The organism is Pedobacter gandavensis (assembly GCF_032678745.1).
Classification (GTDB): domain Bacteria; phylum Bacteroidota; class Bacteroidia; order Sphingobacteriales; family Sphingobacteriaceae; genus Pedobacter; species Pedobacter gandavensis_C.
Genome location: NZ_JAVTST010000003.1, coordinates 274,911 through 290,980 on the forward strand (window position 1 = coordinate 274,911; position 16,070 = coordinate 290,980).

Genomic DNA, 16,070 nt, shown 5'->3' on the forward strand with positions numbered 1-16,070 from the left:
TATTACTTCAATTCGATACGCACGATATTCCCTACTCTTTGGCTATCGAACTTGTAAATATTACCAACCATAATTACAGCAGGGTTTCCCAATGCAGAAGTCGTTTCGATCACTTTAAACACCGAGCCTTCAAAAACTCCTGTATTGTTATAATTCGCGGCCAGACTACCATCACCGTTTAACACCATGAAGCCTTGTCTCACGATTCCATTATAAGTCTTGAAAGTTCCTGAAACGAGGATTTTCCCACTATTCAATTGGATGGCATGAGTAGCAAAACCGCCTGTCAATGCGCCAAACTTGAAGGCTGGATCGATGCTTCCGTCAGATTTCAACATGGCCACACCATCTGCTGGTACGCCATTGTAATTTTTAAACAGGCCGGAAATCATGATACTGCCAGTCACCTTATTCACTACCATAGAAAGGATATCGCCATCGGCACCGGAACCAGATCTAAAAGTAGGATCGAAAGCGCCCAGTGTATCCACACGAACAATATTTTTAGCCGGACTGCCATTATAATTAGTAAATGCACCAACTGCAATGATTTTATGGTCTGGCTGCATATGAGACTCGTAAATCATCCCGTTTACACCTGGGTAACCTTTTTTATTAGCTTTATCAAAGTTATAAGTAGAGTCTAGTGTACCGTTCAGCTTCATTCTGGCAAAAGCATTCATCGGGGTAAAATCTACAATCTTACTAAGTCTGGTAGAACGCTCATAAAAGGTACTTCTATAGCCAACAAAACGCCCCACAGTGATAATTTTATTATCTACAGCATAGATCCTGTTTACCGTACCCAATACTCCACCATTAAAGGCAGGCACAGTATCCAATCCATTTTTCGGAAATAATGGCGTTAAGTTGATCAAGTCAACTACCATGGTGTCCAATGAACCATCACCATTCAAACGGGTAATTCCAGATGCACCTAATCTTCCGTTAAAAGAATTCATGCTTCCTCCAACCATAAATTTACCCGACTGTAGAGGTATGGCAGTATATAATACTCCGTCAGTTCCTTTACCAGCTTTAAGGCCAGCAGCAAACTCTCCATCCTTGGTGATTTTTACAATTCCGTTAACAGGAGCTGCCGCAGCTTTCTCCTGGTAATTCGTAAAAGAACCCATCAATAAATAGCTGCCATCCTGCAACAATAGAATATCTGCAATGGTACCATTTGATCCATTTTTTGCTTTAAATGTTGGATCTAAAGACACCTTTCCTTCGATCGTAAATTTCGGACCAAAAAATGTTTGTCCGTCTAAAACGATGGTCGTACCTCCGCTACTTGCGTTTGGCGGAACCACTATATTTAGTGTACTGTCTGTTAAGCTGGTTACTTCAGTTTTGATCTCATTGATGAAAAACTCAAATTTCCCTTGATAAGCCAAAAGGCCTCTCACTTTAATGGTCGCCTGATCACCCGGAATACCGGATCCTGCGCTTTCTCCCGAATCGGCAAAACTTACCCCTAAAGGCATTTTACCACCACCATATGGATCTTCGCCGATACCATCTTTTTTCTTACAAGAAAAAGTGACAGTGGCCATAACCATTAACAGCAGCATCAATCTTTTTATCTTCACTTGCTTTATATAGATTAAAATCATAATTCTTTATTAAAATATAGTTATACAATTATTCCAGTTCAATCCGATTAAGGATCGATGCCCATCGACAAGGCAGTGATGATGAAATTACTCACATCAAATCCAAAATATTGAGGCAGGGTTATCTTTATAGGTGTAAGTGTTCCATCAATATCGATTAAGTACACCGTCCCGATATACAGATTTTGCAATACATGCACTCTACCATTACTAGGTGCAATATCTGAGGAGGCCACTCTATTGAGTATTAAACTCTTGGTTGGATTGGAATAATCACCGATATAAGAAATCATCAATTGTCTGTAGCCCGCATATTTAACACCACCGGCATCATTATAAACTACCCCAATATTCATGGTTCTTCCAGGCTCATTATTTACCGATAAAGAGTTGTAGCCCTGACCCGGGTAAGCCTGCATTGCAGCAGTATCAATTTGAGGGTAATCTTTTAGGCCATAGTTTCCTTTAAAAACATACATGCCCAGCATTTTACGCCAGAAAGCCGGCTTCAATTGATCCAAACGGGTCACTGTATCTCTTCCAGATCGGGCCAAATAATTGTTTAAAGCATGCACAGATTGGTGTACCGTTGCACTGGTAGGTGCAAAAAATGTGATGTTTTCTTTGTCAAAGATCTCTTCCATCCCGGCAATCTTGATGATGCGGCTCAGCGAGTCAAAATGAACAGGTTTAGAATTCAGGTATTGCAAAACTGTACCATTGAATTTTGCATCATGAACACCGGTATCCTTAAAAAAGGGTTCTTTCTTACAACCTGCAAAGAAGCTGGTTGCCAGTAAAAGTACGGGTACTATTATTTTAATTAGTTTCAACATAAAAATCAGAATTATGGTTTGTGATAGGAATTGTTATCTCCAGAAATCATTTAAAGTCATATATGGATTGCGATTCATTGCGCTTTGGTCAATAGGCCAGGTCCAGGCACCATTGTTAAAGTCTTCTACCCCAATCGGGTGAAAACAATACTTGTCTCTCAGTACCCTTTTGGTACGAACAAGGTCAAAATACGCATGTCCTTCTCCCATTAATTCTCTATTTCGCTCATAGAAGATCGCATCCTTTAAGTCCTCATCACTTTCCGTGATCGGATCAGCACCTGCTCTCTGACGGATGATATTTACCGTAGTTCTGGCATCAGCATTCAAGCCTAATTCTGCCTGCGCTTCTGCACGTAACAGGATGGCATCTGCCAAACGGAATACAATCATGTTATCATCTGGATTCACATCTTCCCCTTCCTGAGCAAAAATGTTAACGAACTTCAGCAACTGGAATTTCCCATCAGTAGCATACATAAATTCGTCGAACCAATAGTCTTTTCTTTTATCAGGTTTACCTGCAGGATATAAAATATCCAGGTACTTGCTCTGATAATAGGTATAGCTTTTACTGTTTGATGCCGGTTGCTTATTTGGGTACCTCAATACCATATCTGAAAAAGCAGCGGTAATATCGAAACGCTCGCCATAGTTTAAACTTTGCAGCACTTCAAAAAGACCTTCTCTTGTTCTTCCTTTAAAGATCTCTTTGGTACGCTCTAAAGGCAATAGCTCATAGCTGTTGTTATTTTGATTCATCAGCTCGTCGCCCAAAGCATTTACTGCCGTATAATGCGCGGTCTTATTTGCCGGATCAAAACCTGCAGCCCACATGTGCATGTGCATCATCAAATCGATTGCCCCACCACGCATGGCACGAATGGCTACGATAGAAGGATCTTCATAAGTCCATGGCAAGTCATTTTTGTATTTCCCCATATCTTCAAGACCACGGTTCAAGACCTCTACCATGTCCATTCTAGGTAATGGTTTCTCATTATAGGCATTGGTATAGTAAGGGACATCACCAAACTGGCGAACCAGGAAAAGATAGGCCAGGTTGCGCAAGAAAACGGCTTCTGCGCGATATTTTGCTTTATCAGCAGCAGAGAATGCTGGATCAGGAACTTTATCCACCTGTACAAAAAGAATATTGGCAGACTGGATCATCTCATACCAAACGTTCCATTTGGTGAAATTCACAAAATTAAAATAACTACCTGTCCACCAGCCGTTTTTCATCAGGCCACGCATGTTATTTCCTGCAAGGTCTGAAATATAACTACGTCCATTTCCTGAGGTCTGTATCAGCGGGCTACAGCGCATATCTCCCACTGCAGGGAAATAGGCAGAACTAGTAGTTGCAATACGGAATTTGTTATAAATCCCACCTGTAAAGGCTTCTACATCCTTTTTATTCTGCCAGTAGTTGTTTCCTGATAAATTATCAACCGGAGTAACATTCAGGAACTTTTTACAGCCTGAAAGAACTGATGACCCGGCAAAAAGCACCAGGAATATATATATAGATTTTTTCATATGATTCATCCTTCTTTAAGATTAAAATTGAACGTTAATACCAAAGTTATACGCTCTACGGTTTGGATAACCTCCAGAGTTATCTCTACCCAGTCCATTCACTAATTCCGGATCCGGACCAGAGTAATTACTCCAGGTATAAATATTATTTGCAGATACATATAACCTCACTGAAGTCATTCCCCATTTTCTCGTTATTTTACGGTCGATGTTGTAAGCAAAAGTTGCGTTATTGAATTTCAGGTATGTACCATCTTCCATAAACAAGGTCTGATCGAAACGGAAAGGTCTGTATCTAGAATATCTTGTAAAATCCAATGGGAAAGGATAAACGGCGATATCACCAGGATGAGCCCATACATCATATCGATCTAGAGGAACAAGTCCGTTAAAATCTCCAGGGCCAGTCTTTGCAGGATCTGCATAACGTTGGAAATCCGAAGCCAAAGCATTGTTCATGATATCTCTGCCTATGGTCATAGAGAAGTTCATGTTCAACGAGAAGCCTTTATAAGCCAGGTAAGAGTTAAAACCTCCTGTAAATCTTGGTTGAGAGTTACCCACCACTACATAATCATTATTATCCAGGATATAATCCCCATTTATGTCTGTCCAAATCGGATCACCTGCCTGGAAATAAGTCTGCTGTGCTGCATTACCACCTGTACGGTACCTTAATCCTGTTAGTGGATCTACCGGGACATGTCCGTTAGTCGCATACACGCCAGTATTATTTAACAAATAATTGGAAAGACTATTCATTCCCAGACGACGAAAGATCTGCTGATCAGTATCTCCACCATCTTCAGCAAGTTCTCTTACACCATCAGGCAATGCGGTCAATACATCTTTATTGATGGCACCATTGATTCCAAATGTCCAGCTCAGTTTACTATTATCAGATAATGGACGGAAATTCAAGGCCAGCTCATAACCGTAATTCACCAAACTACTTTCGTTGGTTTTCACCTTTTCAAAAGCATTGTGATTGGCAAGTACTTTCTCTCTCAAAAGGTTATCTACCTGTTTGTAGTAAGTATCGAAAACCAATCCGATTTTCCCTTTTAAAAAGCCAAGGTCTAAACCTGCATTGTACTGTGTAGTGGTGGTAGGAATCAATCCGGTATTCGGCACTAGTTTCAGATCCAAACCAACGGTTGGATTCTGGTTGTAAGAACCATTTGCGGTATAACTTCCAAATACGTCGAAAATCGTTCCTGTTGGTACAATATTCTTACCCGCAGTTAAACGAAGGGAACCATAGTCCAGCCATTCTCTTTTAGCCAACCATTTCTCTCTGTTGAAATTCCATTTTAAACCGATGGAAGGGTTTTTTGAATAACCCGCATCCGGTCCATTCGTGGAGCTACCATCAATACGGTAAGTTAAGTCCAACACGTATTTAGTATCGTAATTATAAGAGAAGGCACCTGCAAAAGCCACAGAGCGGAAATCGGTGATGTTATTCAAAGTACCACCCTGAGAGTTGAAGTAGTCGGCACCTAATGGTCCCTGTACCTGATCACTTGGTGTTCTTTTTTGTTTCATCAAATCCGCACGGTAATTCGTCATATCAACCTCGTTAAAGACATATGCACTGAAATTGTGTAGTTCATTAATGGACTTGTTATAAGAAAGTAAGTTCCTGTTATAGCCAGTATTTTTTCTATCGCTATAAGCCGTTACCTCATTAAATCCATTATTCAGATATCCAGGTAGAAAGGTATCCGTGGTTGCCGTTACATAGGCATAGTTAAAAGTACTACTGGCACGAAGACCGGTTAAGAATTCATATTGTAACTCTACGTTGGTGGTTACACTAATGGTTTTGTTGTCATCTTTGGTGGTCAATGCACTCAACAGATTATTAGAAGCTGAGAATAGGGAGGGTGCAGGTAATAAAGAAGAAGCACTTCCTCCTTTAGCAATCCCGGTTTGGAGTAAACCACTACCACTACCTTTACTATTTTTACCCATCGAATTGTTTACGGAAGCAAAGAGCTTAAACTTAGTAGAAGGCTCATACTGCATGTTCATATTCATGGAATACCTGGTAAAACCAGTATTTTCAATAATCCCCTTTTCATTATAATAACCAGTGTTTACCTTATAATTGAAGGTCTGATCCCCACCGGAAATGTTCATATTCTGTGTCTGGTTGAACGTTCGTCTGTAGAACTTACTCTGCCAATCTGTAGAGTTGTTGTAATAAGCATTCAAACTATCCGAAAGGAAAGCCGTCATGTTGATCAGATTAAGCGCATGATAAAAACTGGTATCTGTTGCTTTAATCTGGTTAATACGCGACATCCGTTCCTCTCTTCCACCGATTACATCTCTTAGACGTGGCGGGGTATTCATGAAATAATTAGACGTATACTGGATGATCGGCACTTTCGAGTTTCCTCTTTTTGTGGTAATTAAGAATACACCATAGGCTCCTTTTGAACCATAAAGAGAGGTTGCCTGTGCATCTTTCAGGATTTCGATTCTTGCGATATCTTCCTGAGGAATCAGGGACAGTGGGCTAATCCCAGGTCCTGACTGATCAAAACCATAAGAGTAATTGGAGTTGTCATCTACCGGAACCCCGTCAATAACAAATAATGGAGAAGTTGGCGTCAAGAACGCTGTACTACCGCTACCCGTTACATTGGTATTCGATAAACCACGAACATTGATGGAACCACGCATACCTGGCGAACCATTGTTATTCTGGATATTTACCCCTGGTACCTTACCCTGGATCAACTCCATAATGTTTCCTACTGGAACATCCTGGATTTCTTTACCGGTAATCACCACACTGGATCCCGTAGAAACCTCTCTGGTTTTCTTCTGGTAACCAATCACCACCGCTTCCTTTAAGGAGTTGGTAGACATACTCATGGTGATATTGAATTTCAGTTTCCCATCGTACTTATGGGTTACCGTATTGTATCCCAGGTATTTAAAAACAAGTGTAGCGCCTTCATTTACCGTTACGGAAAATGCACCGTTACCATCGGTCATGCCAATTGGAACCAATGGCGTTCCAGACAGGACGGTAACCCCAGGAATGGTAACTTTATCCTGCTTATCGATCACCGTTCCTTGCATCAGGACCTTTTTCTGCTGAGCTGATATTTCCGTGTTAAAGCAAAGCAGCGTTAACAATGAAAATATTATAAAGAGATGCCTCATATGAGCTATATTATAAATTAGATAAACTAAATATTAATTAATCATTAGTAAACTTGGGCGTTTCAGCACTGAAACGAATGATGATATTCCAGGATCCCGGTTCAAAAATGTTGAAATCCAGAAATAAAGCAGCGACTTCCCTTGTACCCCCAAAACCCAGACGGTCATAAGAAAAATACAGACGTGATTTTCCCCCGTCAGGAGAAGTATATTTAGTCTGGTAAGTAATCAATGGGATCGGATAAGCGACATCATAAGTTACCGTTGAATCCGTTTTATTCATGTTAAAACCATGAATCAGATTCTTCCAATCTGTTAACCTGAACTTATCTGGGTTAATCGGCTTATAAAGTGAGTCTACCAGCTTAATCGTTACCTGATTTTTCTGTTTTTCAGTAGATAGCAGGTTGTCCTTTTTGAAGTAAACTTCTATATCCGAACTGAATAAGAAAGAACCAGTTTTATCCCCAACCATATTAAATGCAGCAGTAGGTCTTACAAACTTCTCTCTTTCCATTCCGGTTAAAGGGTCTAAATTTGAAGGCTCAAAAGGTCTGGCTTTTAATGGTTTCAGTTTAAAATCACGGAAATAACGACGGCCACCTTTATTAGACATTTCTATATCAAAGACATAACCTGAATCCGGTTGTGTTTTAATAGCGGTTGAGTTACTCGCCCACATTAAAAATTGCCCAGAATGCTCACGTACTTCAAATGCAGGATGGTATTCTACGGCACGTTTGGCATCTATTTCTGCCAGGGATTTCTCATCACCCAGGTAAGGTTGTTTCCAAACATATACCGGCACATTTTCGGTCAGTTCAGGCGCAGCAGAACCATCTCTTTTGCGCATGTTGATGATTTTAAAATTTAAAGGCTGAGAAGAGCTTCCGGCAAAAAAGTTGTCTGTAAAAAGCGTGTTTCTTCCCAGTATAGGTTCATATGTGATATTTGTAAAACGAGAGTCGTTCCCTAAAGCTTCCCTGACATCGGGGAAATTCTTTTTACAACCCAGGACTACTAACACGGCTAGTCCTAAAAATAAAATAGCGGGTGCTAATGAGTATTTATTGTTCATATTATAAGCCTTAATTATTTATTCTTGTTATGAAATCACCAAAGCCGAAGTCATGCCCTGGCGAAACGATATTCACAATGGCATTATTGGTCTTGATATTTACTGCATTCGTAGGTGTACGTTGCCAGTACCTCACGAAAATAGAACCCTTAGGATCACTGAAAGTCAGTACCTGTGGGCCTCCGCCATTAAATCCGGAAGCATCTAGTTTTCTATACAGCACATGCATTGGATAATCGTGAGCAATGCTCGTCACCATTAAACCATCTACAAAATTGCTCAGGTTCTTGCTTTCATATTGACCACGAACCAGGTACCTGCTGGTCATCGTATCCAGCTGAGCAATGTCCATTGTGGCCAGATAAATCGGCGCTTTATTGTTTCGTTTACGGATGTCGTTTAAATTGCCAACAGAGATTTCAAAACTCTTATTGGTCACTGCAAAAACGGTTAGTTTCTCTTTTGCCAAAGAATCTTTTAAGGCTGGTAAACGATTTAATACGACTAGCAAAGAATCAAAAACCCCTTTTTGAGAGTTTAAATAATCCAGTGCAGTACCATCAAACTGTTGAATTTTATTCTCGTAATTGTAGTACTCAGAATCACTCTTTTTGCAGGCAAATAAGCATGAAACCAGGACCGCAGTCATCAGAATAGGGAAGAAAAAATTACTTTTATTTCTCATCTGCATATATTTAAATGATAAATTGAATGGGTTGATTTTCATTATTTCCAATAACTATTTTGAACCAGTTGTCCATTAGCTTTCAATACATCTTTTGCAATCGGCCAGTAGATTCCTTTCTCAGCAATCAGCTTATTGAACTTCGCATCATCACCCTTGATTTTTGCCAGACGAATACGGTCATACCATCTCCATCCCTCTCCCATTAACTCTCTTCTTCTTTCCGCAAAAATTTCGTTTATCAGGTCTAATCCTTCCAGATCGTTGAAAGACTTCGTTCCTCTGTTTTTCTTTATGATATTTAGTAAGTCGATGGCCGGTTGGCGTTGTCCTAATACCGCAAGTGCTTCTGCTCTTAATAATGCCAATTCCTCAAGACGGGTAAAGGCAATAGAAGAACTGAAAATCACAAATGAGCCTGAGGTGGTTCCTCCTCTTAAAACTTTGATCTTGCTGAACACTGGAATCTGACCGCTATAGTTCAGGAAGTAATTGGTACGGGTTAAACCAGAAAGGGTATCAATACCGAAACGCCCGTCTTTAGTCTCCGTAAAAGCTTTGTTGATCGTATCTTTAGACACATACAAATCAGGAATTTGCTTGGCAATCAATGGCTCTGCAAGTACCAGCTGTTCAATATGACCGCCCGAAGTTGATTCTCCATAGGTATCGGAAAATGTGAATCCCACTGGAATTCTCGCATCCTGTCCATTAAAAATCCCATCGGAAGCTGTCAGCTGCGCAGTAGTTACATACTCTAGATTAGAGCTTTTGTAGTTTTCCATGACGAACTGGCTATATACCGCAGCATCCAGGTAGTGCGACTGCCATGCAGCAATGTGCGACATGATCGCATAAGCAGAAATTTTGGTAAATAATGCTCCTGCCCAACGGCCATAGTTGTAGCCGTAATACAATCCAGGTAGTTCAGCATCACCATCAACACCATATCTGTAAGGCAGGTCTTTTGCCGCAGCAATCAATTCTGATTCTGCATAACCCAATACTTTAGCCTGGTCGGTACGTGGTTTCCCTTCAAAAGTACCATCATGCGAAGCCGTAATCAAAGGTACATCGCCCCAGATCCTTACCATATAGAAATAAGCGAAAGCACGTAAAGCTCTGGCTTGTGCGATATCTACTTTATTGTTCAGTTTTGAATAACGTGGATCTTTGGCCACCACTTCTCCGGAACGTTCAATGAACAGACTTGCGCTGTTAATTACCGCATAGAAACTTCTCCAGTTGGTAATGTTCTGGATCAAAGGATAAGAAGCATTTAAATCACTTCTGATAATTGCTTTAAGGTCTGATTTGCTGGAAGCAGTAAAATCACCTTCTCTCATTTCTCCCCATAGCCAATGTGCGTTGTTGTTACCTAGCGCAGTTCTCATCAGGTTATAAATGCCCATTAATCCGGAACGGGTATCCTGCAGGTTCTTCCACTGTGCCTCTTCCGTGGCCAGTCTGGTGGATTCTACATCCAGCATCTTTTTACAGGAAAGGTTAACAGATACCAGGCTGCTCAGCAATAAAAACGCAACAACCTTTGTTAACCGACTGCTTTTATTTATAAAAGATATCATATTCTTTTCTTTATCTATTTAACTTATAAATCAAATTTTATCCCCAATGTGAAGGTCTTTGGAATCGCCATTCCATAACCGCTATACAAACCGGTATAGTCAATTAGTTCCGGATCAGATCCGCTAAATGAAGTAATGGTGAACAAGTTGTTGGCGGTTACATAAAGAAGCGCTCTTTTAAAACCGACTTTAGAATTAGACAACCATGGCAATTTTGAAAGGTCATAGCCAACGCTTACCGATCTCAATTTTAAGTAGCTCGCGTTTTCAAGGAATAGGTCCTGATCTAAACGGTAAGCAACTACGCTGCTCCATGGGTTGTAGATCGGGTATTTACCCAAATCACCACCATAGGCTTGCCATGAGTTGATCTCCTTAATAGAGCCGATGTCATTTCCAGATTCTTTATTGATAAAATCAAAATTATTGGCCGCCTGTTCGTTCAATGCTTTTTGACCCAGGGCAAAAATCACGTTGAAGTTGAAACTGAAATTACCATAGTTGAACTCATTGTACCAACCACCACTCAGCTTCGGCATTGAATTTCCTTTCAACACTTTATCTTCATCATTGATGATAAAATCACCATTCTGATCTTTCCATTTAGGATCTCCGGCTTTCAGCGTTGTTCCTTCAAAATTCAATTTCTCCTGATTTGCAGGATTGTTTGGCACCTCTCCATCTGTATTGTAGATGCCGGTATTTTCATATACCCAGAATTTATCGATTGCCTGACCAACAATTAGCTTTCTATTCCCAATTGCCAATTCTTTCAATCCATCTGGCAATTCAGTTAATTTATTGCGGTTCACATTCAGGTTTAATCCAGTTTCCCAGTTTAATCCCGCTGCTTTTCTAAGGATAGATCCTTTTAAGCCCAGGTCAATACCTGTGTTTCTTACGCTAAGACCACTGCTGAACATGCTGGCATACCCTGTTTCCGTAGGAACCGGCGTATTGATCAACATACGTTTGTCGTCTTTTTGATAGAAAGTTAGAGAAGCATTTAGTCTGTTGTTCAACAAACCGATGTTCATACCTACATTCAACTGATCTGTATATGGCCATCTTAAGTCGTAACCTACCCATCCCGAAGCATAAGGTCTGGTGATAGTTGCCAATCCGTTATAACCAGGAATCGTTGGCTCTGCTCCCCAACCGTTTTCTACACGATATTGCGGACCTGAACCAAAGCGGTCATCATTAAATAACTTACCGATTCTAGACCAGGATACTTCTGCTGTCAATTGATCGATGAACGTGTTTCCTTTTAAGAACTGGTTTTTAAGGTTCCATTGAGCGCTTGCTGCTGGAGTTACCAACCACCTGCTACCTGGCTGTGAAGTAGAAGAACCATCATCTCTGATGAGTCCTGAAATACTAAACAGGTCTTTGTATTTGTATTTTACGGATCCGTAAACAGAGAACAAGCGACGTTGTTCGCGGTCTGTATAACGGTAAACCATAAAGTTAATTGGGGTCAGGTAAAGTGGTTTGTTAGGATCACCATCTACGACGTTGATTTTGATAAAGTCGTTCGGACCATTATATGCATTCGCATAATTATACTTGTTCAGGTCACTCTGGAAAGATTGTCCGATTTCAAAATCAAACTTATGATCTGTTCCAATTTTTTGATCGAATGTAAGGATATTGGTTACCCCAAAACGTTGGTTATAACCAAAATAATTGGAAACATAATTGTTGTTTTCCATTAAAGTGGTTGGGTAAAAAACATCCCTGATGCCTTCATTGTAATCGAAATTTAGCTTGGTCAACAAACTAAACTTGCTCACTTTAAAGTTCATCGCGAAATATCCCTGAACACCAGAATTTCTATTTTCGTCAATTACCTTTTCATATTCGTCTAAAAACGATTGGTAGATTTCTTTACTAGGTGGCAAAGGATTGCTCAAATCAGGAATGTACCTTGTTTCTGCGAAACGGTCACGGATACCGCGGTTTCTATTCCTGTCCATACGCGTTGCATTCACCATACTGGAAACGGTTACCCATTCGTATGGCGACATGTTGATCTGGAAGGAAGTGTTATACCTGTCTAAACTGGTATTGTCTGCACCACCAGCGCTTTTAGTATTTCCCGCAAAGAACCTGAAATTTGCACGCTCAGATCCACCAGAGATACTTAAATCTACAGAATGGATCGGTGCAGTCTTGTAGTAAAGATCTCCCCATTTTGCCGGACCATAGTAATCCAGATTAGTAGAATCTCTTAAATAACCAGGATAATTGATCACATCTGAAGCTGTCGCATATTTCTGGTAAAAAGGCTTACGGAACCTGTTCACGTATTCTGCATTGATCGGGCTGGCATGATCAGATTTAGCCATTCCAAAATAACTGTTTACACTAATTTGTCTGATTCCGCTTTTTGCTTGTTTAGTAGTGATCCAGATGGCACCATTGGCAGCCAATGGCCCTAGTTTTGCCAGTTCTACCGGGTCTTTGATGACCTCAACAGATTGGATGGTGTTGATGTCGATTCCCGCTAAAAGGTTTGTAGCAGGCCCGATTGGGTTGAAATCGTATTTTTGAATATCATAAATGTAATTGTTATTCTGAATCAGAGGAATGCCATTCAGGTAAACAATTGGTTGGATATTGTTAACATCCTTATTCCTAAAGATAGGAGCCGATAATCCACGTACCAGCATCATTTGCTCTGTACCTGGTTCTCCACTCGTCTCCTTCACATATAAACCCGCAACATTGCCTTTCAGCATTTGTTGAAGGGACAGATATGGACTTAAAGCATTGAGGCGGACATTCAATGAATCTCCTCCACCGCGCGTACGGGCTACGTTATTTACCCATGAGGCTGTGTCGATTGCCTTTTTCTTAACACCAGGAATCGTGTCTTGTCTCAAATTCGCATTGTAATTCAAAGGAGTAGCCTTACCTGCTTTTGCCGCTGCATTTGACAAGCAAAGCACAGAAAGCAATGCCGTGTAGGACATACTCGCAATAATTCGGACCATTTTCATTCGTATTAATTAATTATTGGACGGTTTAATTCTTGTTGCCCTACGGTGATGGCAGAGCAAAATATTTTTGAATTTGGGACATAACAATCCCATTGCGACTACTATATCGTAGTGGCCGCTGGACTGATTGAATTAAAAAATTGGAGTATCCGTGCTAAGCTTTTAAAAACCTTGTGTTGCGCTTAAACACTTTTGCTAAAATTGATAATTGAATCACCTGATTGATATTGAATAAGAATGGATTCCTAGATCCTGATCAAGCAATTAAGAGGTAACTGCTGAAGTTGAGTAAAAGTTGTAATCATAGTTTGTTTGGTTAGGTTTGGTTTAGGTTGCTTTATTAGTTTTATAACATATTTTATTAAAAGTCTTTTTCGTTCGCATTCATTTGGTGATCCTGGGGTTGCAGAACAAATTATTCTGGTGGTAGGTCAACTGTGCAGGATTATGTATTACTTAATGACAGCAATTTATAACTTTTAAATTGTGCCTTTCTCCAAAATGACAGCGCAAACGTTTGTCTAAACCTTGATTATCGCTCAAAATGGCACATAAGGAGGCTAAAAACAATTTTATTTCAAATAAGTAATCACTATTTAATTTTATTTAAAATAAAAAGCTGTCTGAAGTTTTAAAAAGCAATTGATAAAAAAGTATCAACCAGGTGATTATTTCCATAAAATTATCAATAACAACCATCCGCTGATAAATTGCTCAGAATATTGAAATCAATAAAAGCACAAAAAAACCAAATAAACTCTCATTACCAATTAGTTACAAACAAAAAACACCTATTCAAATTACTTAAAAGCAATGAGATAGTAACTCTATTTAAGTCTTAAATAATACTTACCCCCCTATTTTCGATTAGAATCATTGTAATTTCTTCTTCACACAAACGTTTGCGCTAGCTGATAATTCGCAAAAAATTGCGTTCCCACACTTTTTTTGGCACATAATGGATCTTATTTGGCAAAACCAATAGTAAAAACCAGGGTTTTAAGCGCATAAACTGACTCAAATTGCCAAATCAGTTTTAGCCCAGTCAAAACAAGTTGTTGCATTTTTTTTTAAATCTTTCATCAACAGGACCAAAAATCCCAGGAAAAGCCGCCGCTTCGCTTGCTGTAAACGAGCGCTAAATATTATATTTCAAACGAATAAAAGCACGGGATTTTGATCCTTAAATGTAAAACTGAAAACCGGGGATGGCACTTGGTTGTACCCGGGAACTCTGGCAGGTTCGGATAGGGTTGAGAAGGGGTTCGGTAAGGGTTCAGTTAGGGTTGGTATAGGCATTACCTAAAGAAACCCCTTCTCAATCCTATCCTAAGCCCTACTGAACCTAGGAGTCTTCTCGACCACAAAGACCTTTCCGCTCGTAAAAAAAAGCCAACCGAAGTTGGCTTTTAAAAAGCAGATTTGAAAGGTGATCAACAACTGTTATTTCTTGATCGTTGTCCCTTCTTCGATTTCTTCGCTGGCTTTCATCAGGAGCTGATCCCCCTCATTCAACTCACCGAATATCTCAACTTTATCAGGCATCATTCGTCCTTTTACAACCGGGATGTTCTTGGTCTTCCCCTGTTCAATACGAATCACGTAGATCCCCAAATTGGCATCTACAACCGCTGTTTTTGGTACAAAGAAACTGGCTTCCCCGGCTTGTAATGGAATATTGGTTTCTGCCACCATCATTGGTTTTAAATCCTGATTCACATTCATCAGATCGGCCTCTATCTTTTCCGAACGCAACTTTTCATCCAATGCACCAGATTTTCTGGAAATTCTGGCCATATACATCTTCTGAGGAATTGATTTCACTTTAAAGCGGATGGTATCCCCAATATTCAGGTAAGGAGTATTGGCTTCCGGTACCGATAATGACAAGCGCAATTTCTGGTTGCTCTGAATCACCAATAATGGTAAATCGGCAGCTTTGCCCATCGGTCCTACATAAGCACCCAGATCTACATTCCTATCCGTCACTGTACCACTAAAAGGCGCACGGATCACCAGATAGTTGTTCATCGCTTTTAGCTCATTGTATACGGATTTCGCTGCATTTACCTGCGCCTCATCGGCTAATTTTTTAGCGGTAATCTGATCTAAAGCATCCTTGGCAATCGCCCCTTCGGTTTTATCTGCATCAAACATCCGGTCATAATTGGCCTTGGTAGCGATATATATGGCCTCTTGAGCCTTTAACTTTGACTTTGCAGTAGCCAGCTGAGCCTGAATCTCCGGCGCATCCAATACCACCAGCACCTGACCGGCAGTCACCTTTGATCCAATGTCTACTTTAAGCTGCAGTACATAGCTGTTTACCTTCGCATACAATGCCGTTTCCTGATCGGCCAATAACTCTCCAGCCAGCTTTAAAGAAACTTTAGGGTTCGTTTTCTGGATGGATATTGTTTCGAAACTTTGCATCATCATCGGCATTGCCGCAGCTTTTTCGGTTACTTTTTCTTCATTATTGCAGGCCGCGAAAGTAAGCGTCAGTCCGGCAAGTATATAGGTGAATCTTTTCATT

At 40.3% G+C, this 16,070-nt stretch carries 9 protein-coding genes; all 9 read right to left on the minus strand.

What is annotated here, in order from left to right; translation table 11 throughout:
* Nucleotides 1-2 precede the first annotated feature (2 nt).
* Nucleotides 3-1,619 carry a DUF5008 domain-containing protein gene (locus R2S10_RS12585; protein ID WP_316840788.1) on the minus strand — a complete coding sequence of 539 codons (1,617 nt, stop codon included), beginning with the start codon at nucleotides 1,617-1,619 and terminating at the stop codon, nucleotides 3-5.
* A 47-nt stretch (nucleotides 1,620-1,666) separates the two neighbouring features.
* The gene (locus R2S10_RS12590; RefSeq protein ID WP_316840789.1) at nucleotides 1,667-2,455 is read right to left on the minus strand and encodes a hypothetical protein; all 789 of its coding nucleotides are present in this window, start codon (nucleotides 2,453-2,455) and stop codon (nucleotides 1,667-1,669) included.
* A gap of 33 nt (nucleotides 2,456-2,488) precedes the next feature.
* Nucleotides 2,489-3,997, minus strand: coding sequence for a RagB/SusD family nutrient uptake outer membrane protein (locus R2S10_RS12595; RefSeq protein WP_316840790.1), 1,509 nt, complete (start codon nucleotides 3,995-3,997; stop codon nucleotides 2,489-2,491).
* Between the two features lie 21 nt (nucleotides 3,998-4,018).
* The gene (locus R2S10_RS12600; protein WP_316840791.1) at nucleotides 4,019-7,180 is read right to left on the minus strand and encodes a SusC/RagA family TonB-linked outer membrane protein; all 3,162 of its coding nucleotides are present in this window, start codon (nucleotides 7,178-7,180) and stop codon (nucleotides 4,019-4,021) included.
* Between the two features lie 37 nt (nucleotides 7,181-7,217).
* Nucleotides 7,218-8,258, minus strand: coding sequence for a DUF5007 domain-containing protein (locus tag R2S10_RS12605; RefSeq protein WP_316840792.1), 1,041 nt, complete (start codon nucleotides 8,256-8,258; stop codon nucleotides 7,218-7,220).
* A gap of 10 nt (nucleotides 8,259-8,268) precedes the next feature.
* The gene (locus R2S10_RS12610) at nucleotides 8,269-8,943 is read right to left on the minus strand and encodes a hypothetical protein (protein WP_316840793.1); all 675 of its coding nucleotides are present in this window, start codon (nucleotides 8,941-8,943) and stop codon (nucleotides 8,269-8,271) included.
* A gap of 41 nt (nucleotides 8,944-8,984) precedes the next feature.
* Complete coding sequence (locus tag R2S10_RS12615; protein ID WP_316840794.1) at nucleotides 8,985-10,529, minus strand: RagB/SusD family nutrient uptake outer membrane protein; 1,545 nt, start codon at nucleotides 10,527-10,529, stop codon at nucleotides 8,985-8,987.
* Between the two features lie 23 nt (nucleotides 10,530-10,552).
* Nucleotides 10,553-13,534 carry a SusC/RagA family TonB-linked outer membrane protein gene (locus R2S10_RS12620; RefSeq protein WP_316840795.1) on the minus strand — a complete coding sequence of 994 codons (2,982 nt, stop codon included), beginning with the start codon at nucleotides 13,532-13,534 and terminating at the stop codon, nucleotides 10,553-10,555.
* Between the two features lie 1,443 nt (nucleotides 13,535-14,977).
* Entirely contained in the window at nucleotides 14,978-16,069 is a 1,092-nt protein-coding gene (locus R2S10_RS12625; RefSeq protein WP_316840796.1) for an efflux RND transporter periplasmic adaptor subunit, read from the minus strand.
* Between the last annotated feature and the right edge of the window lies 1 nt (nucleotide 16,070).

What these genes read in the sequence shown, in the direction of transcription:
- R2S10_RS12620 (WP_316840795.1), bottom strand. Translation starts at nt 13,534, where the DNA reads ATGAAAATGGTCCGAATTATTGCGAGTATGTCCTACACGGCATTGCTT.
- R2S10_RS12585 (WP_316840788.1), bottom strand. Translation starts at nt 1,619, where the DNA reads ATGATTTTAATCTATATAAAGCAAGTGAAGATAAAAAGATTGATGCTG.
- R2S10_RS12615 (WP_316840794.1), bottom strand. Translation starts at nt 10,529, where the DNA reads ATGATATCTTTTATAAATAAAAGCAGTCGGTTAACAAAGGTTGTTGCG.
- R2S10_RS12595 (WP_316840790.1), bottom strand. Translation starts at nt 3,997, where the DNA reads ATGAAAAAATCTATATATATATTCCTGGTGCTTTTTGCCGGGTCATCA.
- R2S10_RS12610 (WP_316840793.1), bottom strand. Translation starts at nt 8,943, where the DNA reads ATGAGAAATAAAAGTAATTTTTTCTTCCCTATTCTGATGACTGCGGTC.
- R2S10_RS12605 (WP_316840792.1), bottom strand. Translation starts at nt 8,258, where the DNA reads ATGAACAATAAATACTCATTAGCACCCGCTATTTTATTTTTAGGACTA.
- R2S10_RS12590 (WP_316840789.1), bottom strand. Translation starts at nt 2,455, where the DNA reads ATGTTGAAACTAATTAAAATAATAGTACCCGTACTTTTACTGGCAACC.
- R2S10_RS12625 (WP_316840796.1), bottom strand. Translation starts at nt 16,069, where the DNA reads ATGAAAAGATTCACCTATATACTTGCCGGACTGACGCTTACTTTCGCG.
- R2S10_RS12600 (WP_316840791.1), bottom strand. Translation starts at nt 7,180, where the DNA reads ATGAGGCATCTCTTTATAATATTTTCATTGTTAACGCTGCTTTGCTTT.